This window comes from Nocardia sp. NPDC059228, from assembly GCF_042754245.1.
GTDB lineage: Bacteria > Actinomycetota > Actinomycetes > Mycobacteriales > Mycobacteriaceae > Nocardia.
In genome coordinates this window covers 125,931-146,503 of sequence record NZ_JBHZAL010000018.1, presented here as the reverse complement: position 1 = coordinate 146,503, position 20,573 = coordinate 125,931, and the positions used below count along the sequence as shown (strand labels likewise).

Annotated in this window: 20 protein-coding genes and 1 riboswitch; of the genes, 6 read left to right on the top strand and 14 right to left on the bottom strand. The window is 68.1% G+C overall.

Going from position 1 to position 20,573, the window contains the following annotated elements; all coding sequences use genetic code 11:
* Nucleotides 1–52 precede the first annotated feature (52 nt).
* The 4 genes from ACFXKA_RS25960 to ACFXKA_RS25945 are packed head-to-tail and all read right to left on the bottom strand — an operon-like array spanning nt 53 to nt 3,627.
* Complete coding sequence (locus ACFXKA_RS25960) at nt 53–703, bottom strand: GAP family protein (protein ID WP_379429240.1); 651 nt, start codon at nt 701–703, stop codon at nt 53–55.
* 43 nt (nt 704–746) lie between these two features.
* Nucleotides 747–1,763 (bottom strand): hypothetical protein, encoded by a 1,017-nt coding sequence (locus ACFXKA_RS25955; RefSeq protein ID WP_354834540.1) that lies wholly within the window; start codon nt 1,761–1,763, stop codon nt 747–749.
* Nucleotides 1,760–3,094, bottom strand: a complete 1,335-nt coding sequence (locus tag ACFXKA_RS25950) for a Dyp-type peroxidase (protein WP_379429239.1) — start codon at nt 3,092–3,094, stop codon at nt 1,760–1,762. Before ACFXKA_RS25950 ends, ACFXKA_RS25955 begins: the two co-directional genes overlap by 4 nt.
* 11 nt (nt 3,095–3,105) lie before the next feature.
* Complete coding sequence (locus ACFXKA_RS25945; RefSeq protein WP_354835306.1) at nt 3,106–3,627, bottom strand: hypothetical protein; 522 nt, start codon at nt 3,625–3,627, stop codon at nt 3,106–3,108.
* Between the two features lie 163 nt (nt 3,628–3,790).
* Here ACFXKA_RS25945 and ACFXKA_RS25940 point away from each other — a divergent pair, with 163 nt between their 5' ends.
* Nucleotides 3,791–4,804 (top strand): AraC family transcriptional regulator, encoded by a 1,014-nt coding sequence (locus ACFXKA_RS25940; protein ID WP_379429238.1) that lies wholly within the window; start codon nt 3,791–3,793, stop codon nt 4,802–4,804.
* Between the two features lie 2 nt (nt 4,805–4,806).
* On the opposite strand, the gene ACFXKA_RS25935 is transcribed toward ACFXKA_RS25940, so the two are convergent.
* The 4 genes from ACFXKA_RS25935 to ACFXKA_RS25920 all read right to left on the bottom strand — a co-directional run bounded on the left by ACFXKA_RS25935 (nt 4,807) and on the right by ACFXKA_RS25920 (nt 9,017).
* Nucleotides 4,807–5,910 carry a family 43 glycosylhydrolase gene (locus ACFXKA_RS25935; protein WP_379429237.1) on the bottom strand — a complete coding sequence of 368 codons (1,104 nt, stop codon included), beginning with the start codon at nt 5,908–5,910 and terminating at the stop codon, nt 4,807–4,809.
* Nucleotides 5,911–6,037: 127 nt separating this feature from the next.
* On the bottom strand, nt 6,038–7,210 hold the full coding sequence (locus ACFXKA_RS25930; RefSeq protein WP_379429236.1) for a serine hydrolase domain-containing protein: 1,173 nt from the start codon (nt 7,208–7,210) through the stop codon (nt 6,038–6,040).
* Nucleotides 7,211–7,305: 95 nt separating this feature from the next.
* A complete protein-coding gene (locus tag ACFXKA_RS25925; protein ID WP_379429235.1) occupies nt 7,306–8,586 on the bottom strand; it encodes an RNA polymerase sigma factor in 1,281 nt (426 codons plus the stop codon).
* An 11-nt stretch (nt 8,587–8,597) separates the two neighbouring features.
* Nucleotides 8,598–9,017, bottom strand: a complete 420-nt coding sequence (locus tag ACFXKA_RS25920) for a YciI family protein (RefSeq protein WP_354834523.1) — start codon at nt 9,015–9,017, stop codon at nt 8,598–8,600.
* A gap of 416 nt (nt 9,018–9,433) precedes the next feature.
* Here ACFXKA_RS25920 and ACFXKA_RS25915 point away from each other — a divergent pair, with 416 nt between their 5' ends.
* Nucleotides 9,434–10,804 (top strand): flavin-containing monooxygenase, encoded by a 1,371-nt coding sequence (locus tag ACFXKA_RS25915; protein ID WP_379429234.1) that lies wholly within the window; start codon nt 9,434–9,436, stop codon nt 10,802–10,804.
* 21 nt (nt 10,805–10,825) lie between these two features.
* On the opposite strand, the gene ACFXKA_RS25910 is transcribed toward ACFXKA_RS25915, so the two are convergent.
* Together ACFXKA_RS25910 and ACFXKA_RS25905 are read right to left on the bottom strand one after the other, a co-directional pair.
* Nucleotides 10,826–11,878 (bottom strand): AraC family transcriptional regulator, encoded by a 1,053-nt coding sequence (locus tag ACFXKA_RS25910; RefSeq protein WP_379429233.1) that lies wholly within the window; start codon nt 11,876–11,878, stop codon nt 10,826–10,828.
* A gap of 4 nt (nt 11,879–11,882) precedes the next feature.
* Nucleotides 11,883–12,521, bottom strand: coding sequence for a TetR family transcriptional regulator (locus ACFXKA_RS25905; protein ID WP_354834514.1), 639 nt, complete (start codon nt 12,519–12,521; stop codon nt 11,883–11,885).
* Between the two features lie 81 nt (nt 12,522–12,602).
* Between ACFXKA_RS25905 and ACFXKA_RS25900 the strand changes: the two genes are divergently transcribed.
* Together ACFXKA_RS25900 and ACFXKA_RS25895 are read left to right on the top strand one after the other, a co-directional pair.
* Nucleotides 12,603–14,024 (top strand): amidase, encoded by a 1,422-nt coding sequence (locus ACFXKA_RS25900; protein ID WP_379429232.1) that lies wholly within the window; start codon nt 12,603–12,605, stop codon nt 14,022–14,024.
* Between the two features lie 130 nt (nt 14,025–14,154).
* Nucleotides 14,155–14,508 carry a hypothetical protein gene (locus ACFXKA_RS25895; protein WP_354834511.1) on the top strand — a complete coding sequence of 118 codons (354 nt, stop codon included), beginning with the start codon at nt 14,155–14,157 and terminating at the stop codon, nt 14,506–14,508.
* A gap of 60 nt (nt 14,509–14,568) precedes the next feature.
* Here ACFXKA_RS25895 and ACFXKA_RS25890 read toward each other — a convergent pair whose 3' ends face one another.
* Nucleotides 14,569–14,817, bottom strand: coding sequence for a hypothetical protein (locus tag ACFXKA_RS25890; protein ID WP_379429231.1), 249 nt, complete (start codon nt 14,815–14,817; stop codon nt 14,569–14,571).
* Between the two features lie 296 nt (nt 14,818–15,113).
* Nucleotides 15,114–15,293, top strand: a riboswitch (M-box (ykoK) riboswitch).
* Between the two features lie 342 nt (nt 15,294–15,635).
* On the opposite strand from ACFXKA_RS25890, the gene ACFXKA_RS25885 reads away from it, so the two are divergent.
* The gene (locus ACFXKA_RS25885) at nt 15,636–17,408 is read left to right on the top strand and encodes an NRAMP family divalent metal transporter (protein ID WP_379429256.1); all 1,773 of its coding nucleotides are present in this window, start codon (nt 15,636–15,638) and stop codon (nt 17,406–17,408) included.
* A gap of 174 nt (nt 17,409–17,582) precedes the next feature.
* On the opposite strand, the gene ACFXKA_RS25880 is transcribed toward ACFXKA_RS25885, so the two are convergent.
* The 3 genes from ACFXKA_RS25880 to ACFXKA_RS25870 form a co-directional block, all read right to left on the bottom strand.
* A complete protein-coding gene (locus ACFXKA_RS25880; protein WP_354834502.1) occupies nt 17,583–17,858 on the bottom strand; it encodes a hypothetical protein in 276 nt (91 codons plus the stop codon).
* A 249-nt stretch (nt 17,859–18,107) separates the two neighbouring features.
* A complete protein-coding gene (locus tag ACFXKA_RS25875) occupies nt 18,108–19,016 on the bottom strand; it encodes a LysR family transcriptional regulator (RefSeq protein WP_354834500.1) in 909 nt (302 codons plus the stop codon).
* Nucleotides 19,017–19,062: 46 nt separating this feature from the next.
* Nucleotides 19,063–19,617 carry an HD domain-containing protein gene (locus tag ACFXKA_RS25870; protein ID WP_379429230.1) on the bottom strand — a complete coding sequence of 185 codons (555 nt, stop codon included), beginning with the start codon at nt 19,615–19,617 and terminating at the stop codon, nt 19,063–19,065.
* Nucleotides 19,618–19,801: 184 nt separating this feature from the next.
* Between ACFXKA_RS25870 and ACFXKA_RS25865 the strand changes: the two genes are divergently transcribed.
* Nucleotides 19,802–20,569 carry a glucose 1-dehydrogenase gene (locus ACFXKA_RS25865; RefSeq protein ID WP_354834494.1) on the top strand — a complete coding sequence of 256 codons (768 nt, stop codon included), beginning with the start codon at nt 19,802–19,804 and terminating at the stop codon, nt 20,567–20,569.
* Nucleotides 20,570–20,573 lie beyond the last annotated feature (4 nt).

Sequence of the window (20,573 nt, the reverse complement as noted above, 5' to 3'; positions counted from 1 at the left end):
CGACCCGGGACGGTGGTGAAACACTGTGTGACACAGTGCGATCAGTCTCTGGTCAGAATCCGCTCACGCCCTTGGCGAAGGCGGTGGTGCCCATCACCATGAACACCACGGCGATCACCGTGTGGTTGTTCGCCTGTAGCCAGTTCTTCAAGCGGGCGAGTGCGCCGCGCAGCTGATTCGCCGCGACGGCGTAGCCGCCCACGGGGACGACCACCGATGCCGCGCCCAGAAAGACGAAGACGGCGATTGCCGCAGCAGTGCCGGCCGGGTTCAGCCCCGAGGTGCCGATTGTGACGCCCGCCGTGAGGCACAGGAGCAGGTTTTTCGGATTCAGTACCGACAGCAGCAGACCGAAGCCGGCAGCCTTGGCGACGCCGAGTTCGTCGATGGCTTTCATCCAGCCCGGTATCGAATCGTCCTTGCGGCTGCGCCATTGACGGAAGGCGATGAACACCAGCAGGAGGCCCATGGCGATCTTGATCGCAGCGGCCGCGGCGGAGGGCCGGCCCGCCGAACTCATCAACCCGGATGCGGCCGCGGCTGTCACGAGCCCCGTGACCGTCAGAATGCCCGTTACCCAGCCGAGCGCGAAGCCCCCGCTGGCCCGGCCGGCGTTGGTGGAGAGCAGCATGAGGATGGCCGCCACCACCGGAATGGGTGACAGCGCAACGCCTATGGCCAGTGGCAGCAGGTCTCCGATCACAGGTCCCACCTCTGCGGCATCGGGCCGCCGTTCGCAGCCGGGGTCATTTCATCGCCGCGAGGTTGCGCCAGAAGTTGGCGAGGCTGTCGGTGCCGCCGAAGAGGGTGGTGAAGTTGGTGGAGTCGGCCATCACGATGTCGCCGGCACGTTCGACGGTGGGGGGCAGCCACAACAACGTATTGAATTCGGTGTTGCCGGCCTCGATGAACGGGTGGGGACGGGACAGTTCGATGGGCTGACGCGCGAGCAGGCGCACCGAATCGCTTTCGGGCTCGGTCAATTCGTAGTGGGGCAGGTGCGGGTGGAAATTGAAAGTGGTGACGTCGTCGAGCAAGCGCGGGGTGTCGAGGTCACGGAAGGAGGTGAGCGGCGCGATCGAGCGAGTGCCTTCGACGACGGCGGGCCGTAGGCCGTAGACGTTGTGCACCGGGACATTCAGGGCGGTCATCAGCGAGCGGGTGTAGGCGCCGAACCGCTGCTGGCGCGGCACCAGCGGATCACCATGGTGTTCGAACTCGATCTGGCGTTGCTTCAGATCATCGGTGAAGCCGACGTCGTGGTGCGGGGCGAGGAGCAGGCAGGTGCCCTCGCGCTGCAGCCACTGCTGGATCGCGGTGATCTCCTCGGGAGCCGCTTCCTCCTGCGCGAGAAGGTGATCGAGGCCGAACACCATGAGGGTGTCGGTGTCGGCGAGGATGCGTTCATCGATGGGCTGTTTGAATCCGGCCTGGTCGATGCGCTGGAACACCGCCACCGGATGCCCCGTCACTTCCCCGGCCACCCGCTGGAAGTCGAGGGTGGAGCGGTGGAACAGTTCGAGGGTGCCCGCGATGCCCTGCAGGAAGTGCGCGGCATCGTATTCGGGCGTCTCGTAGGCGGGCCAGGTGGCCTGGCGCACCTCGGTCATGGTGGAGAAGCGGTTGTCCAGTTCGGCCGTATCCCGTTGCGCTTCCCAGGGATAGCTCCACGACCAGTAGATGCTGATACGCCGCTTGCCGGGGGTGTAGGGGCGGGCCAGGTGGGCCTGGTTGTAGGTGCGGGCCGGGGTGAACGATGTCATGCTGCTGCCTCGATATCGGTGAGAGTGGTCAGGTAGCGCAGGGCGCGCAGCCCTGGCAGGAAGAAGTAGGCGCCGCCTCGGACACTGGTGAACGCCGGAATTCCGGTGATGGTCTTGCGAATCGGACGCTGCGGAATCTTGAACTCCAGGGTGCCGTCCTGGTTGCCGATGATCGGATCCCGCTCGTTGCCCAGTTCGTGGAACGACGTGTCGTTGACCCACACGTTCTGCGCGAACTCGAACTGGCGCACCAGGCTCGCGCACAGCACGAAGGCCGCGATGCCGCGGTCGGCGCCGTCGTCTGGGGTTCCCTCCGGCAGGTGCGGTCCATAGGTTGCGCCGCGGCGAATCATGCGGCGGCGCTGCATGTTCACGCCCGTATCACGTGGATTCATGCGCCGGATGTGCGAGCCGAGCGGCACCGCGTAGCCGTGCGGGTCCATCTGTTTGTAGTTGAAATCGTTGTTGCGGCTCATATCCGCGCCGAGTTCCGGATCGTCGGTCTCCGGGGCGAGGACCAGCGGCGCGCCGCTGCGCCAGCGGCCCATCAGCTTTGCCGCCACCAGCTCCTGTTCCTCGGCGGTGTCACCGTGCTCGGCCATGAAGTCACGGAATCGACCCACATGTTCGCGCAGGCGGCGATAGGCCATGAAGGTGCCGTTGCGCGAAAGCACCTCGGGCTGCGGCAGATCCAGCGGCGGCCCACTCTCGTCGTCGTAACCCAGGATGAACTCCCCGGCCTTCAGCGGTGCGCCGCTGCCCGGCGTGGGCTCCTCCCCCGTACCTTCGATCACCGGCTGCGACAAGCGATCCCGATAACCGAAGTGGTCGTGCGCGTAGCCGAACGGCGGTACGGCCTCCAGATCCAGCGACGACAGCACCCTGACACCCGGGCAGGCGGCGAGGAGTGCATCGTGTTCGGACACCCGTCGGTCGCGTTCGGCGGCGTCACGGGCGAAGAGGATGACGATCGCGTGCAGATCGTCACCGGCGGTGCCGTCGATCCAATGGTCGGGATGGTTGGCCCCGGTATCGCCCAGGACTTCGGCCCGGGCGGCCATGCCCTGGCGGAATTCCTCCGGGAAACTCGCCAGCGCGTCGTCCGGGACGCCCAGGGCCCGCAGTCCGCTCCAGGTGAAAGCCACGGACACCCACTGCTTGTCGGTGTCCACCGAGTCCTGCAGGTCGGCGACCGAGGGCACGCGGTCGGCCATGGCGGCGAGCCATGCGCGCGCATCGGCGGCGTCGGTGAAGGACAGGAACTCGTAGCGTCCGGTCAGCGCCGGCACCCGGGTCAGCAGGATGTGCTGGATATCGTCGAATTCGAGCATCGCGACCCCCGCTACTGCATCTCGTCGAGCATGTCGGAGAACGCCGCTTTGAGCCGCAGGGCCTTCTTGACCTCGTCGGAGGTCACATACGGGTATTCGCCGTATTCGAGAAAGCTCGGGAACTGGTGCTTGCGGAAGAATTCGATGGCGGCGGCCCGATTGGTGCGCCAATCCTCGGGAAAGCCTTCGAGATTCACGAAGGCGGTGGTGATGCCCGTGGACAGGAACAGGTCGAGCGCGTCCTCGAGGTACTTGTCGAAGTCGGTATCGAAGATGCCTTGGTACTGGAAGGTCAGGCCGTCGCCGATATCGAACAGCACCCACCGCAGATAGTGCAGCCGCAGCGGCGCAAGCACAGTCGGATCCTGTTCGACCGCGGCCTGGATGACCTTGCCGTGCTCCCGGATCGCCGCCTCATGACCCGGCTTGACCTTGGCGACGATGGAAAACCCATAGTTAGCTGGAGTACGAGGATAGACCGGCCCGTACCGCCCCTGTTCGTACTCGAAGTACCCCGTCTCGGGGATGGCCATCGCTGCTGGCTTGGACCAATCCACGTTGCTTGTGGCCACGTCGTCGCCCCTTCCTTCGATCTGGCTTCGGTAGCTGGAACGAAACCCACAGTAGGCAGCGCAGGGACCACCCGCTTATCATTACGGGACAGGATGCTGATCATTTCGGGACGTCGGAGAATCGGTGAAACCACTGGCCCGCTACGCGGCGCTGAACGAATACGTGGAGCTGTGCCGATCGCTCGGCATCGACCCGGTGGGGCTGTTGCGCACGTCCGGCCTGGACCCGGCCGGTCTGAGCCTGCAGGACCGCTGGGTGCCCGCCGCCGCGATCGCCGAGTTGCTCGAGCACTCGTCCGTCGCGACGAACTGCGCAGATTTCGGGCTGCGCCTGGCCGAGCGCCGCCGCTTCGCCAATCTGGGTCCGCTGAGTCTGGTGGTCCGCGAGGAGCCCGACGTACGCAGCGCTCTGACCGTGATGTCGCGGCACGAGGACACGTACAACGAGGCGCTGCACACCCGCCTCACCGAACAGAACGGCCTCGCCACCATCCGGCTGACCCTCGATATCGGGCAGCCCGGCGACACCCGCCAATCGGTCGAACTCGCGGTCGGCGTGCTGCACGGCCTACTCGCCGGATTCATCGGCGCCCCATGGCAGCCGGTGGAGGTCCGCTTCACCCACCCCGCCCCGCCCGATCTGCGCGCCCATCACCGGGTCTTCGGACCGCAGGTGACCTTCGAGCAGGACTTCAATGGAATCCTCACCTACACAAGCGATCTCGATGCACCCAATGCGATGGCGGATCCACAGCTGCGCGCCTACACCCAGCGGCTGCTGGACCCCGTCCACCCGGTCCGTCCCGCGACCACCGCCGAACGCGTCCGCGAGCTCATCGAACTGCTCCTCCCCACCGGCCGCTGTTCGGTGGAGCAGGTGGCCCGCAGCCTGGGCGTCGACCGCCGCACCGTCCACCGCCGCCTCGCCGCCGAAGGTGAGACCTTCAGCTCACTGCTGGATTCGACCCGCGCCGAACTGGCCCGCCACATGGTCGCCAACCCGCGCCGCTCCCTGACCGAGACCGCCGAACTCCTCGGCTTCTCCGCCCCCGGGAACTTCTCCCGATGGTTCCGCAAACAGCACGGCTGTAGCCCGGCACAGTGGCGCCGCACCCGGGCATCGGCCGAGGCGACCTGACCTCAGCGCCACGGCTCGGGCGTCACCGGGGTTCCCGGAGCGTTGTGGTCTTTGCCGTCGATGACGATGGGGTCGCCGGGGCCGAAGGCCGTGCCGAATTGCGGGCGGCCGTCCTTGCCGAAGTACATGGGCTGGACGCGGATGCTGCGGCCGGGCCAGCCGGTGCCGGGTTCGAGGCGGGCGTGGTAGGTGATCCAGGGGCGGCCGTCGATGGTGAGGAATCCGTTGTGGCCGGGGGCGATGGCGCCGGGGCCGCCGGGGAACACGGGACCGGCGGATTTGGTCCAGGCGTCGGGGTCCATGGGGTCGCCGCCGCGCGCCAGTTCGAGGAGGCCCAGGCAGTAGGTGTCGTCGAAACTGGCATTGGCGGAGAAGGTTGCGAAGAGGCGGCCGTCGGGTGCGATCAGGGGTTGCGGGGCCTCGTTGATCAGGAGGTCCGCGTCGTTGGGGACGGTTTCCCAGGCGGCGGTGGGTGTTGCGATGCTGACGCGGTCGCCGATCGGCGTCATGGGATCCGCCATGCGGACCACGCAAATGTCTTGTACGCGTGTGTCATCGGGGTCGCGCAGGCAGGACCAGAAGAAGTAGCCGGCGCCCGCGTACCGCTGATAGGTGCCGTCGATGGCCCAGCCGCCGGGCAGGTGCAGCGGCCCCAGGTATTCGTAGGGGCCGGTCGGGTCGTTTCCAGTGGAACGCAGCGCGTACATCCGATGGGTCTCGTTACGGTCGTCCTCCTGCCCCGCGAAGTAGATCCACCACCGGTCGCCGATGTGCACGAGTTCCGGAGCCCAGATCTTGGTGCAGGCGGGGGCGGGGCAGTCGGGGTGCTCCCACACCACCTCCGGCTCGCTCTCCTCCAGTCCGCCGAGCGTGTCCGAACTGCGGATCACGATGTTGTCGTCGTTGTAGAAGTCCCCCTGCACCAGGTGAAATCGGCCCTGGTAGTAGGTCATGCTCGGGTCGGCCCCGGCGGCCAGCACCGGATTGGTGAATTCCTCGCTATGCGCCCCGGTTGCCGAGGCCTTCGGTGTACTGCCCCCCGCGACCATCGTTCCGACGCCCACCGTCAGAACACCGACCAGCCCGGCGGCTCTTCGCCAACTCACCAGCACCACCTCCAGCGAACGTCGGGAATTCAGTCTCGACGCCGTCGTCGGCGAGTTCAATCACAAACGGAAAGCCGCAGGACTGCACAGCGATTCGCTGGGACTCCGCAACGATCGGCCGCGCCGCTCACCGGCTCCCGGCGCACAGCGCGTGGTCGATCAAGGCGCTGCCCACGTTCTCCTGCTCGAGAACGTGTTCCGGGGTGTCGCCGCGCGCCTCGGACATGGACACCACAGCACTTCGCATGCCGTCCTCGGTGACGCCGTTGAGCGTGATGTAGCCGCCGTCCCCGCCCTCGTGACTCCAGTAGGTTCCGCCGCAGCTGAGGGGGCGTTCGGCCAGGCCGAGGCCGTATCGGCCACTGGGCCACAGCTGTTGGAGTTCCGCACTCACCGGGACGGTCTGCTTCATCTCCGTGAGCTGCCGGGCCGGGAGCAGCCGGCCGCCGAGCAGCGCGCGGAAGAAGCTGTTCTCGTCCCGGGTGGTGGTGGCCCACGAAAGGGTCTCGTGCTCAACGGGTATCTGATCGGTGACGTCCACCTCGGCGCCGGGACCGAAGAATTGGTAGGCCCGGGCGCGCGGCTCGGGCAGCGTGGGCGAGGCGCCGGTCCACCGGGTCTGATCGAGCCCGAGCGGGCCGACGATGCGGGCTTCGATCTCCTGGTGGGCGGGTCGGCCGGTGGCCTGCTGAATGATCATGCCGAGCAGGACATATCCGGTATTGGAGTACTGCCAGCCCTGCCCGGGCGGGAAGTCCGGCGCCTGGGCCATGGCACGGGCGACCAGCGCCTCGGGACTGTAGAGGTCGTAGCGCTGCTGGTAGTACTCCTCCGGCGTGGTGTATCCGGGCAGGTCGTCGTGAACACCGCTGGTGTGCTGGAGCAGGTGGCGAATGGTGATCCGGCTGCCGTCGTTCCCGTTGCCCTGCACCACTCCCGGCAGCCAGCGGTCGACCGTGTCGTCGAGAGTCAGCGTGTGCTCGGCCTCGAGTTGGAGAACCACGGTGGCGACCAGGGTCTTGGCGGTGCTGGCCATGCGGAAGTAGCCGTCGGAGGAGACCGGGAGGCCGGTGTTCAGGTCGGCGGTGCCGCTGGTGGTTACCGATTGTCCACCGTCGGGCGTGATGACGCGGGCCTGCACGCCGCTGATGCCGAGAGCGTGGATCGCTGCGGTGTCCTGACGCAACTGCTCCGCGAGCGAGGGCCCGGCGGGCTGGGCGACCGCGGTGGCCATCTCGGCTACGAGCAACGCGGCGGCGCCGAGGACAACCGAAAGCCGCCCGCGCAGAGTCGAAGTCATGGCTGAAACGCTAGTTTCGCCGCCGCCCCGGCGTAATCCGGCACATCCCCAGAATCGGAATGGGGGAAATCCCGGAGCCCGACCCGAGGAGCTGGTCAATCCAGTTCGGCGAGTTTGGCTTCGAGCACGGCGCGTTCCTGGTCGTTGTCGCACAGGGTGATGGCGAGGTCGAATTCGGTTCGGGCTTCGGCTGTCCGGCCCAGTCTGGCGAGCAGTTCCCCACGGACGCTCGGGAGCAGATGGGAACTCGGAAGGGCCGCGGCCGATCTGAGGTCGTCGACAATGCCGAGGGCAGGGGCGGGCCCCTCGGCCATGGAGACGGCGACGGCCCGGTTGAGGTCGATGATCGGGGACGGCGAGAGCCGGGCCAGTGCTTCGTAGAGCAGGACGACGCGGGACCAGTCGGTCGCCTCGACGGAGTCGGCGACGGCGTGACATTCGGCTATCGCGGCCTGCAGACCGTAGGCGCCGAGGCCGCGGCCGAGGCGGGCCGCCTGGTCGAGGGCGGCGCGGCCGCGGCGGATGGCCGCCCGGTCCCAGCGCCTTCGGTTCTGGTGTTCGAGCAGGATCGGCCGGCCGGTGGCGTCGGTGCGGGCGGGGAAGCGGGCGGCGGTCAGTTCCAGCAGGGCCAGCAAGCCGTGGACCTCGGGTTCCTCGGGGACGAGGCGGGCCAGCACCCGGGCGAGGCGCTGGGCTTCGGCGGCGAGGTCGAGGCGGATCAGGTGTGCGCCGGAGGTCGCCGAGGAGCCTTCGGTGAAGATCACGTAGACGACGTTCAGCACCGAGCCGAGCCGGGCGGCGCGTTCGTCCGCCGGGGGGATGGCGAACGGAACCTGTGCCGCCGCAAGGGTTTTCTTGGCGCGGGTGATGCGGGCCTGCACCGTCGCGGTGGGCACCAGGAAGGCCTTGGCGATCTCGTCGCTGGTCAGACCGCCGACCACGCGCAGGGTCAGCGCCACCTGCGCCTCGCGGGACAGCACCGGATGGCACGCCACGAACATGAGCGCGAGCACGTCGTCGTCGATCTGATCGGGATCCCAGAGCGGTTCCGCCCCTGACGTTTCCGCGGGTGTCCCGCCGGTGGCGACCCCGCCCTCGCCCAGGTCGCGGGCGAGGGCGCGGTACCGCTCGTCGCGGGTGGCGCGGCGGCGGAAGGCGTCGATGGCGCGACGCCGGCCGACGGTGAGCAGCCAGCCCGCGGGATTGCGTGGCACGCCGTCGCGCGGCCAGGTCACCAGCGCCTCGGCCAGCGCTTCCTGGGCGAGGTCTTCGGCCAGGGTGAAGTCGCCGGTGTAGCGGGCCAGGGCGCCGACGATGCGCGCGGATTCGATGCGCCACACCGCGGCGACGGCGTCACGACCGGTGGGGTCGGCCATGGCTCAGCGGCTCACAGCTGCCCGGTGGCCTCGCGCCAGGCGCGTTCCTTCTGGATCCACTCATTGTCCTGCGGGAATTCGTCGATGGTGGTGACGCGCCGGATCTCGGTCTTGAATCCGGGACCGAACGAGGGCGCCCGCCTGGCCCATTCGACGGCCTCCTCCTTGGAGGCCACGTTCAGGATGTAGAAGCCGCCGAACAGCTCCTTGGTCTCGCCGTAGGGTCCGTCGGTGACCAGCGGCGGCTCCGACGAGAAGTCCACCACGACACCCTCTTCCGCACTGTCGAGCCCCTCGGCGGCCAGCAGGACCCCGGCGCGGATCAGCTCGTCGTTGAAGCGCCCGACGGATTCGAGCACCTTCTCGAAGTCGGCCTCGGCCATGGCCGCATTGCCCTCGTCGCCAGCGCGCCAGATCAGCATGTACTTCACGGGATCGTCCTCCTTGTCGCGGGTCGCTGTCCGACCCTCTCACACCAAGGTCGAACGATCACCCGACAGATCGACACGGCCGCGGAAAAAGTTCGACAGGGCCCGATCACGAGTGGTCAGCGGCAGCCGCCGAGCTGTTGGAGCACCGCGCGGTAGAGGGACGCTCTGCACACCGATCAGGGCAATCACAGCCACTGTGACCTTCGAATTGCATGGGACGGCTTTGCCTGCCACGCGCACGGGAGGAGATGACCATGCGGGCACGCTAACGGCGCCGCGACCACCGGGGCGTCGAGTGTTCCGATCCGGTCACCGGTTGTCCGGTTTCCCCACTCTTCTGGCCGGATCGGCCCTCCTGGATTCGCGGCCCCGGGGGGTTGAATCCCCTCATTCTTCGGCACGCGAATGGAGAGTCCATGGCAGACAAGGAAACTCAACCGGCACAGCGGCGAGTGTGCATCGTCGGCGCCGGACCGGCCGGGCTGTCCGCGGCGCGGGCCCTGAAGCGCCTGGGCATCGCCTATGACCAGTTCGAACGGCATTCCGATGTAGGCGGTATCTGGGATCTCGACAATCCTGGTTCACCGATGTACGAGTCCGCACACTTCATTTCGTCGCGGAAGACCTCGGGATTCTTCGACTTCCCGATGCCCGACACCTATCCGGACTACCCGGGCAATCGGCAGATCCTCGACTACGCAAGGGCTTTCGCGGATGCCTACGGATTGCGTGAGACCGTCCGGTTCAACACCGAGGTCACCGATGTCGAGAAGGACGGCAACGACTGGCTGGTGACCCTCGCGGACGGCACGCAACGTCGCTACTGGGCCGTCATCTGCGCCACCGGCGTCACCTGGGCACCCCGCCGACCCCGGCATCCGGGCGAATTCGCCGGCGAGATCCGGCACTCGTCGGAGTACCGGAGCCCGCTGGAGTTCCGCGGCAAGCGGGTACTCATCGTCGGCCTGGGCAACTCGGGGGCCGACATCGCGTGTGATGCCGCGGCCAATGCGGCCGCCGCATTCGTCAGCATTCGGCGCGGCTATCACGTGATTCCCAAACATGTCCTCGGGATCCCGAGCGATGAGCTCGCCGATGCCGGGCCGCAGCTGCCGCTCTGGCTGGAGCGGCCGTTCTTCCGCGCGTTACTCCGACTCGTTCAGGGCGATCTCACCAAATACGGTCTGCCCGAGCCGGATCACAAACTGTTCGAATCGCATCCGCTGCTCAACAGTCAGCTCGTCCACCACCTCCAGCACGGCGATGTGGCGATCCGGCCGGATATCGCGAGCCTGGACGGCACTCGGGTCCGGTTCGCCGACGGCAGCAGCGAAGAGGTCGACCTGGTTCTCTACGCCACGGGCTACGACTGGGCGATCCCTTATGCCGAGCGGCATTTCACCTGGAACGAAGGACGACCGGATCTGTATCTCTCCGCGTTCAACCGGCAGCATCGAAATCTGTTCGGGCTGGGCTATCTCGAGGTCAATTCGAGCGCCTACACCCTGTTCGATCACATCAGCAATGTGCTGGCGCAGTACCTGCACGATCAGGACCATGCCCCGGCGCGGGCGGCGGCGTTCGACCGCTTGATCGCCACCGATCATCCGAAGCTCAACGGCGGCATCAACTTCCTGCCCACCGCACGCCACCGCGCCTACGTCGACGCCCGCGCGTATCACCGCTACCTGGGCGCGCTGCGCAAGCGCCTGGGCTGGCAGACCCTCACCCCGGGCATGTTCGACGCGGTCGGGTCCGCCCGCGATGTCCGGCAGGTGCGGGCCTGAGCGCCCGGCACGGCACCGGGCTCACTCCGGTTCTCGCCGTACCGAACTCGGCGGATGCCCGGTCCAGCGGATGTACGCGCGTCGGAATTCCCGGATATCGCTGTACCCGACTGCACGGGCGACCGCACCGATGGACAGACCGGATCGGCGGAGCAGGAAGATCGCGCGCCGCTCCCGGACCCGGTCCCGGACCGTGCTGAAACTCGCACCGGCGGCGGCGAGCCGGCGGCGCAGGGTGCGCTCGGTGACATGCAGGTGGGCGGCGACCTCGGCCATGGTCGGCGGATGGCGGAGGTCGCGCTCGAGTACCGCCTCGACGGCCACGACGATGTCCGGGGCCGGACGGCCGGCATCCAGCAGCCGCCGGCAGGCCTCGATGGCGATGGTCCGGGTCGGCGCACTGCGGGTGGGCAGCGGAAGCTCCAGTGCGGCAACCGGAATGACCGCGCGGTTGGCTCCGGCGGAGAAGTCCACCGGGCAGCGTAGGAAGCGACGGTACTCGGCGGCGTACGGCGGGGGCGGATAGCCGAGTTCCACCCGGGTCGGCGACCAGCCCGGGCCGAGCACCGAGCGCATCAGAATCAATACGCTGCACAGCACTTCCTCGCACAGGAAGGCGAGCAGCCGGGGTTCGGGCCGGCGCTCGTACAGCCGCAGCGCGACCTCCTGGCCCGAGCGCTCGACCTCCACATCCATCAGGGTCCCCGAGGCCTGATGCAGATCGATCCCGACCGAGAGCGCCTCGCCGACGGTGGCGCACGAGCGCATGGCCACCCCCAGCATCCCCATCGACAGCAGGGTGTCGCGCATGCCCACCCGCATGCCGAGCGGCCGGCCGGGCAGCGCCTCCACCGCGCGGCGCAGGACGGTGACGGCTTCCTGGAACGACACCTTCACCGATTCCACCGTGACCAGGCCGTCCGGATCCAAACCTGTTCCCGCGAACCATGATTCGACGTCACAACCGTCACGCCGCCCGATCTCGGCGACCCCGATCAGCACGGCGGGCGGAATGATCGGCAGGTCCAGCCGGGCGTCCACCCGGTCCCGGTGCCGCACGGCGGGGTCGGTCACGGCGCTACTCCTGCGGTGCCGACTGCCGTCTGAGTTGCAGGGCCGGCTCGATATGCCCGCTGTCGAGCAGGAATCCGAGGAACATCGCACGGAAGGCCGCGTGCACGGTGTCGGGCGGCAGCGCACCCGGCGAGGCCATCTCGTGCAGCGCGAGCCCGTGCGCCAGCGCGGTGAAGGCGGGCGCCATGGCATCCGGATCCGGGGCCCCGGCCGCTCGCGCGCCCGCGGCGGCGGCCCGGCGCGCGGCGGTCAGCGCGCGGGTGACCGCGTCACGGGATTCCGGCCGGCGCGCCGCGTGCAGGTAGGCCTCGAACAGCGCGAGTGTTTCCGGTGTGCGCGGCGTTGCGGCGGCGGTGAAGGCGGCCGCGATCTCGTCGGGCGAACCGTGCGCTTCGGCGAGCGACTCCGCGATCGCGATCTGGGTGTCGGCATCCTCTTCGGTGTAGACGCGCAGCGCCTCCTCGGTCAATGCGTCGATCGAGTCGAAGAAGTAGCCGACGGTGGTCAGCGGCAGCCCGGCCTTCTCGGTGACCGCGCGATGGGTCACCCCGGCCACGCCGACCTCGGCCGCCACCTCGACTGCGGCTTTGAGCAGGGCTGCTCGCCGAGCCAGGGCGCTCGGGCGATGGCGGCGTTCGGTCACGTCACCCACCCTAGTCGCTCTCTGTAATTCCTTACAGATTTATCTGGGCAAAGTCTGTAAATTCTTCTAGGCTTGCTCGGCATGACGCCCCTCCACGCCTTTCGCGACGATGCCCTCGGCGAACACGATGCGGTTGCCCTCGCCGACCTGGTCCGCGCCGGCGAGGTGAGCCCGCGGGAGCTCGCCGCCGCCGCCGTCGACCGGGCCCGCGCGGTCGACCCCGAGCTGCACGCGGTCGCCTGCCCGCTCTACGACTCCCCGCGCTACGCCACCCGGCCCGGCAGCGCGCTGTACGGAGTCCCGACGTTCGTGAAGGACAACACCGATGTCGCGGGCCTGCCGACGAACCATGGCAGCGAAGCCTTCCGGGCCCGGCCCGCCGCGAAGGACGGGGCCTACACTCGCCAGTTCCTCGGCACCGGACTGACCCTGATCGGCAAGTCGCGACTGCCGGAGTTCGGCTTCAACGCCTCCACCGAGTACATGACCGAGCCGGCCGCGCGGAACCCGTGGAGCCTGGCCCATTCGATCGGCGCGTCGTCCGGCGGGTCGGCCGCGCTCGTCGCCGCGGGCGTCGTCCCGATCGCGCACGCGAACGATGGCGGCGGATCCATTCGCATTCCGGCCGCGTGCGGCGGACTGGTCGGGCTCAAGCCGAGCCGCGGCCGGCACGTGGACGGTGAACAGGTGAAACACCTTCCCGTTCACATGATTTCCGAGGGCGTGGTCACCCGCACGGTCCGCGATACCGCAGCGTACGTGGCCGCCGCCGAGGATGTGTGGCGCAATCCGAGACTGGCACCGGTCGGGGCGGTGCACGGCCCGGCCCGGCGCCGGCTGCGGGTGGGGCTGATCATGCACAGTGTGACCGGCGCCGACGTCGACGTGCCCACCCGGGCGGCGGTCGAGCACACCGCGAGCCTGCTGGAGCGGGCCGGTCACGTCGTGGAGCCGATCACGCTGCCGGTCACCGCGCAGTTCGCCGCCGACTTCGTGCAGTACTGGGCATTGCTCGCCGATCTCGCGGTCAGCACCGGGAAGATCATCCTGGACCGGTCCTTCGACGCCGCCAAGGCCGACGGCCTCACCCGCGGCCTGCGGGACCATCATCGCCGCACCTGGCACCGCACCCCGGGTGCGCTGCGGCGACTACGCCGGGTGCCGGCCGCCTACGCCCGGATGTTCGCGCGGCACGAAGTGGTCGTCTCGCCGGTGCTCTCGCACACCACACCGGAACTCGGATTCGTCTCACCGACGGTTCCGTTCTCCGAATTGATCGAACGGCTCACCGGTTACGTGGGCTATACACCGCTGAACAATATCGCCGGGACCCCCGCCATATCGCTGCCCATGGGCCGCACCGGCGCGGGACTTCCGGTCGGCGTGCAGCTCTCCGGTGCGCACGGCGACGAACGGACCCTTATCGAACTGGCGTATCTCCTCGAATCCGAACAGCCTTTCCCGCGTATCCACCTCCCGACGGAGGGCCAATTTCTGGGATGATTCCTGAAATGACGTCTGAGAATCCGGCATTCTCTCCGAAATTTCAGGACATTACTCGCACGTAGCCGCAACCCCGGGTGCATTCTGGACTACAGGCAAGGAGTTTTCTCGGTTCGAGGGAGGTAGGGACATGGTCAGGGTGACGGCGGTCAAGCCGAACGGAGAGCACTGGCATCCGCATCCCGGTGACGCCATCGAGGACCCGGGCGAAGGCCCAGCTCTGGTGCTGTGCCTGCTCGGCATCGCATGCCTCGGCATGACACTCACTGCCGCCGCGTCCGGCTACCACGGCTGGGCGATACTGGGCGCGATCGCGACCGCGGTGCTCATCGTCTCGGGTTTGCTGATGATCCGCTTCGAATATTTCCGCGAATTCAAGCGGGAACAGCGTGCCGGGCGGCACGGGCACAACCCTCTGGTCCGCGGGGCATGGCGTCCGCGTCAGGTCAGTTCGTGGCAGGCGCGACGTGGAATCGAGTCGTGACCGGTCACCCGGCCACGACCCGGAACTGAACTACTGAACTACTGAACCGGCAACGATCGGCTAGTCGGAGGTGACGGAAAGCAGGCCGAATCGGTTGACGGCGGCGTGATTGTGGCCGTCGGCGCTCGTGATGACCACCTCGGCGGGATTGGTCAGGGCAATGCAGCAGAAGAGCCCGTCATCCTGCTGAATGCCGAGCGACAGGAACCGGTGATTATTGGCCTGCTGCCACTCGTCGAGAGCGGCGTAGAGCCCTCGCATGGTGGCACTTTCGAAGTAGACGACATTGTGCTTGTTGAGTTCGGACACCGACCGATCATGCACCGGCCGCCCTCTGGGCGGCCCGCAGATCGATGCGATCGTCGAGGCGGGACAGGTCGCGCCCGGTCAGGCGCGTTCGATCCGTTCGATCCGGTAGTGGACCGACTGTTCGAGAATGTCCGCCTCGACGAGCGTCGCCACCGCCGGATGCGATAACGGACCGGGTGGCCATGAATGTTGGCCACGGAGTGGCCTTGGCCGGACCGGGTTGGGGCACAAGGGATTACGAGGAACCGACCGGCCCGGATTTGACAAGGGGAACAGCCGGGCTCACCATTGCCCAGTCAGCACCTCGCTAGGCGAGGCTCCTGTACGAACACAGGCCACTGATCCGACGACGTCGAGAGACGCCCAGGGTTAGGACAGATCACCCCGGATTAAGGGGTGATCCGAAGTGGCTTCCCGGGCCGCGAGCCCCCCGGATACGTCGTGCAGTGCCGAAGCTCTGACGAGAGGGGTGCAGGGTCCACGCCGTTCTGTGGGGCCCAGATCCCTCCTGCTGTGCGCGATGCGACACCCGATGTAGTGACGTCCACGTACGTCCCGGCGGCAAGGAGGTGAGGGACGAACAATGAGTTCCGGCGATAGTCCGTATCCGAGTACGGATTTCACTCTCCTGACGTCCCCGGCTTGCCGCATTCCGGTCACCGGCTGACCCGTTTCCCGCACAGGCGTGCCCGGCGTTCCACCGCCGGTCGGTAGCCCGCGCGTGCCCCGGGCCGGTCGATCCGTGCCCGAACTCGCTCGGCGGCCGGGCGTATTCCGCACGCCCGCACACCCTGATGATCGAAAGCGAGGGACAGGCCATGGCCTTCTTCGCGAACGGCTCCAGCCGCCGCACCTCCACCGTCGCCGTGCCCGCCGCAGCCGGCCGGCCCGCCGCCGACGCCCACCCCACCGGCGCCGTCATGGACAGCGCGCATGTCGGCGATATCGTCGGCGCGCTCGGCTCCATCGGCCGGCACGACACCCTCGAAGGCCGTTCCCGCCTCCAGCGTTTCCGCATGCTGCTGGCCATCATCGGGCCCGGCCTGATCGTCATGGTCGGCGACAACGATGCCGGTGGCGTGGCCACCTACGCGCAGGCCGGACAGAACTACGGCATGGCGCTGGTCTGGACCCTGGTGCTGCTGATCCCGGTGCTCTACGTGAACCAGGAGATGGTGGTCCGTCTCGGCGCGGTCGCCGGAGTCGGCCACGCGCGCTTGATCTTCGACCGCTTCGGCAAGTTCTGGGGCGCGTTCAGCGTCGGCGATCTGTTCATCGTGAACGCGCTCACCATCGTCACCGAGTTCATCGGTGTCTCCATGGCGCTCAACTACTTCGGGCTGCCCAAGGGCGTCGCCGTGCCGCTGGCCGCGGTCGCGCTGTTCGCCATGGTGGCCGGCGGTTCGTTCCGGCGCTGGGAGCGGTTCCTGTTCGGGCTGATCGCGCTGAACATCGTCATGTTCCCGCTGGCATTCCTGGTGCACCCCAAGGCATCCCAGGTCGCGCACGGATTCCTGCCGTCCTTCCCGGGCGGGCTGAACTCGACGCTGCTGCTGCTCATCGTGTCCATCGTGGGCACCACGGTCGCGCCGTGGCAGCTGTTCTTCCAGCAGTCCAATATCGTCGACAAGCGCATCACCCCCCGCTGGATCCGCTACGAGCGCATCGACCTGTGGGTCGGCATCGTCGTGGTCATGGTCGGCGCGGTCGCCATCATGGCGGCGACCACCTTCGGCCTCGCGGGCACGGCCGCGGCCGGCAGCTTCACCGATGCCGGGGCCGTCGCCCACGCGCTGCACGACCACGTGGGCACCGCCGCCGGCGCGCTCTTCGCCATCCTGCTGCTGGACGCCTCGCTCATCGGCGCCAATGCCGTCGGTCTGGCCACCACCTACGCCCTCGGCGACACCCTGGGCCGGCGGCACTCGCTGCACTGGAAGGTCTCCGAGGCGCCGGCCTTCTATCTCGGATACGCGGCGCTGCTCGGCGTCGCCGCCGCGGTCTCGTTCAGTCCCGATCACGTGCTGGGCCTGCTGACCCAGGGGGTGCAGGCGCTGGCCGGGGTGCTGCTGCCGTCGGCGACGGTGTTCCTGGTCCTGCTCTGCAATGACAAGGCCGTGCTCGGCCCGTGGGTGAACACGGTCAGGCAGAACATTGTCGCCGGGGTCATCGTCTGGTCGCTGGTGCTGCTGTCGCTCGCGCTCACCGCGGCCACCTTCTTCCCGGACCTGACCACCACGACCCTCGAAATCGGCTTCGGCGCGGGCGCGCTGGTCGGCGTCCTGGGCGGGGCGGGCATGCTCATCGCCTGGCAGCGCGGCCGGCGGCGCCGGGCCGAGCGGACCGCGGCCGAGCTCGGCGGACTGGATCCGGATCAGGTGGAGGAGCTGGACTCCACTCGCCTCACCAAGGCCGAGCGCAAGGCCATTCTGGAGGCGGACCGCGACACCTGGCGCACCCCCGCGCTCGACACCCTGGCGCGACCGGCGTTCTCCACGGCGCGCACGGTGGGCATGTTCGCCCTGCGCGGCTACCTGCTGCTCGCGGTGATCCTGGTGGGCGTCAAGATCTTCCAGTCCATCGGCGGCTGACCAACCACGGCGCGGCCGCAGTTCCTGCACATCATCACCGATGCGCTTGGGCTGCGTCCGTTTTCGATGAAGCTCACGTTTTCGATGAAGCTCAGCAGTGTGCGGGATGAAATCGGACGGCACCACACAGGTTTGGACGAATCCGGTTCGGGGAATACCGGGGGTGCACGACCGTCAGAGATCGTCGAGATCGGGAATGGGGGGCAGCACCGGCTCTGGCCACTCCTCCAGGGTTGCCACCTGCAGGTGGATGAAGGCCGCGATGCGGTGCCGCGCCGAGGACGGCAGTCGCTCGATATCGGCCGGGCTCAGGACGTGCGCGCCGAAGGAGTGGGACTGTGGCGCTTCGGGGTCAGGCGATTCGGGAACAACCTCTAGCTTCGGCCGCGAAGCAGTGGCCGGAATGTCTGGCTCATCCGGGTCTGCGGCAGCGGCGGCGGTTCGCACCATGCCGTGACCATAACCCTTTGATAACGCCCACGGGGAGGCGTTGGCGCACTTGTGTCTTCGGGCTGCGAATTCAGCGAAGCCATTGTATCGGCGAGAGAAATATGCAGGCAGCGTCGGCCCTTCGGAAATTCAGTGGGCCTGCGCCGGAACACTATGGTGATGGGCGTCACTCTGTCAACACTTCGGACAAAACCCCCGGAATGGCGCGGAAACACACCCTGGGTTCCTCCGAAAACTCCCGCGGATGATTCAGAGTGGGCGGCGCGCAATGGCATACAAATCACGCGCCGGACCGGTCGGCTTCTGTCCGATCGGCCATACCGCACGCAGCTGTCTTTCCAGATCCAGACCGGTCACCGTGGGCGACATCAGGATTCCCTCGGCCAGTTCGGTGGCCACGGCCAGGGAACTCAGCACGGCCGGCGCGATGCCGTCGGCGACGGCGGTCTTGATGGCAGTGGTCGAGGACAGCTCCAGCGCGACATTCGGCTCCCAGCCCGGCATTCCAGCGGTCATGGCGCGCTCGAAGGAGTTCCGGGTGCCCGATCCGGGTTCGCGATAGATGAGTGGGCTGCGCGCCAGTTCGGCCGCGTCGATCTCGGCCCGGCGGGCCCAGGGGTGACCGGGCGCGACCACCACGACCAGCCGATCCCGGCCCACCACATGGCTTTCCAGTTCGGTCGGCAGGCGCGGGCTCTCCACGAACCCGATTCCGGCCCGGCCCTCGAGCACCGCCTTGGCGACCTCGGCCGAATTGCCCGACTCCAGGGCGATGGAGGTGTCCGGCATCCGGGCTCGCAGGCCCACCAGCCATTTCGGGAACAGGTACTCCGCGACGGTCTGGCTGGCCGCCACCCGCAGCCGCGAATCCCGCTGCGCGCGCAGGCTGTCGATCCCGGCGTCCAGCCGCGCGGCCGCGTCCACGACAGTGCGCGCCCATTCGGCGATGAGCGAGCCCGCTGCCGTCGGCCGCGAGCCGAGCGTCGTCCGCTCCAGCACCGGCACACCCACCAGCTGCTCGAGGTAGCGGATGCGCGAGCTGGCGGAGGGCTGACTGATGCCGTGCGCCTTGGCCGCCCGCCCGAGACTGCCCAACTCGATCACCGACAACAGCAGATCGAGGGCGGCCAGATCGGGGACGCGCGGGGACAACGGCACAGAGCGAGTCTATGCAGGCCGCGCGGCCGGGCCCGGCGACCCGCGGTCAGCGAGCGGCGGCTACCCGCTCGACCACCGGCCGCCAGGTCTCGAGGGGAGGGACGGTCAAGCCGACCACCTTGCCCGCGTCGTCGGCGCGCCGCAGCGCGAGGGCCGCGGCGAAATCGGGATCACGCTCGAAGGCCGTGATCTCCGCCGGCGTCATGGGACCGCCCTGCGCGATCAGGGTGCGCCGGCTCGACGGCGAAAGCGCCTCGGCGTGTACCGAATCCGTGGCCGCCAGATACCGCTTGGCCACGACGTGCAGTTCGACCAGCCGCGCGACCCGTGCGCCGAGCAGGGCCCGGACCGCCTCGCCGCCGTGGACTCCGTGTCCCGCGTCGTCACCGGGCACCAGCACGTGCCCGATGTCGTGCACCAGGCCGGCCACCTGGAGTTCCTCATCACTGGGAAGGTCGCGGCGCAGCAGCTCGGCGCACTGCCGGTCGTGGTCGAGGATGTCGACCGGATCGCCACTGCGGTCGGGCATGTCCCAGGCGTCGGCGCAGCCGGCCAGCAGGGTCATGAGTTCGTCGACGGTGCCGATGGGCGCGCGGTTCACGCCCGCACCCTACGGGAATACCCGCGCCGCCACCCGGTTGAAATAGTTGATATATCAACTATATGGATTCAGGTGCGCCGCCGAGCCGATTCCGAACGCATCGGACACTATTCAGCAAACCAACTGTGTGGCCGGCGAACGGGTCACCACGCCTGTGCGCCGGTTCCTCTGGAAGGAGCCTCCCATGCACGATCTGAGCGGCAAGACGATTCTCATCACCGGCGCGGCCCGGGGCATCGGCGCCGCGGCCGCCCGGCAGGCGGTCGGGGCCGGGGCGAATGTCGTGATCGCCGACGTGCTCGACGAGGAGGGCAAGGCGCTGGCGGCCGAATTGGGCTCGCGGGCCGCCTATCAGCACCTCGACGTCACCTCCGAACTCGACTGGACCACCGCACTGGCCGCGGCCTGCGACGCCTTCGACGGCAGCGTGCACGGCCTGGTGAACAATGCGGGCATCTCGACCGGGGAGCTGCTGGCCGATGAATCGGTAGAGCACTTCCGCAAGGTCATCGACATCAATCTGGTCGGCGTCTTCCTGGGCATGCGGACCTTCATGCCCGCGCTCAAGCAGGCGGGCGGCGGCTCGATCGTCAATATCTCCTCCGCCGCCGGGCTCATGGGCCTGGCTCTGACCGGCAGTTACGGCGCGTCCAAGTGGGCGGTGCGCGGCATGTCCAAGGTGGCCGCCATCGAGAACGGCGTCGACCGGATTCGAGTGAACTCCGTGCACCCGGGCATGACCTACACCCCGATGACCGCACAGGTCGGCATCCAGCAGGGTGAGGGCGGCTATCCCAATACCCCGATGGGCCGGGTCGGCGAGGCCGATGAGATCGCCTCGGCCATCGTCTTCCTGCTCTCGGACGCGTCCTCCTACGTCACCGGCGCGGAACTCGCGGTGGACGGCGGCTGGACCGCCGGGCCGACGGTGAAATACGTGATGGGCCAATAGCACT

Excerpts from the sequence above, each read along its gene's own strand:
- ACFXKA_RS25955 (WP_354834540.1), bottom strand. The coding sequence starts at position 1,763 with ATGACATCGTTCACCCCGGCCCGCACCTACAACCAGGCCCACCTGGCC.
- ACFXKA_RS25950 (WP_379429239.1), bottom strand. The coding sequence starts at position 3,094 with ATGCTCGAATTCGACGATATCCAGCACATCCTGCTGACCCGGGTGCCG.
- ACFXKA_RS25945 (WP_354835306.1), bottom strand. The coding sequence starts at position 3,627 with ATGGCCATCCCCGAGACGGGGTACTTCGAGTACGAACAGGGGCGGTAC.
- ACFXKA_RS25930 (WP_379429236.1), bottom strand. The coding sequence starts at position 7,210 with ATGACTTCGACTCTGCGCGGGCGGCTTTCGGTTGTCCTCGGCGCCGCC.
- ACFXKA_RS25925 (WP_379429235.1), bottom strand. The coding sequence starts at position 8,586 with ATGGCCGACCCCACCGGTCGTGACGCCGTCGCCGCGGTGTGGCGCATC.
- ACFXKA_RS25915 (WP_379429234.1), top strand. The coding sequence starts at position 9,434 with ATGGCAGACAAGGAAACTCAACCGGCACAGCGGCGAGTGTGCATCGTC.
- ACFXKA_RS25900 (WP_379429232.1), top strand. The coding sequence starts at position 12,603 with ATGACGCCCCTCCACGCCTTTCGCGACGATGCCCTCGGCGAACACGAT.
- ACFXKA_RS25895 (WP_354834511.1), top strand. The coding sequence starts at position 14,155 with ATGGTCAGGGTGACGGCGGTCAAGCCGAACGGAGAGCACTGGCATCCG.
- ACFXKA_RS25885 (WP_379429256.1), top strand. The coding sequence starts at position 15,636 with ATGGCCTTCTTCGCGAACGGCTCCAGCCGCCGCACCTCCACCGTCGCC.
- ACFXKA_RS25880 (WP_354834502.1), bottom strand. The coding sequence starts at position 17,858 with ATGGTGCGAACCGCCGCCGCTGCCGCAGACCCGGATGAGCCAGACATT.
- ACFXKA_RS25865 (WP_354834494.1), top strand. The coding sequence starts at position 19,802 with ATGCACGATCTGAGCGGCAAGACGATTCTCATCACCGGCGCGGCCCGG.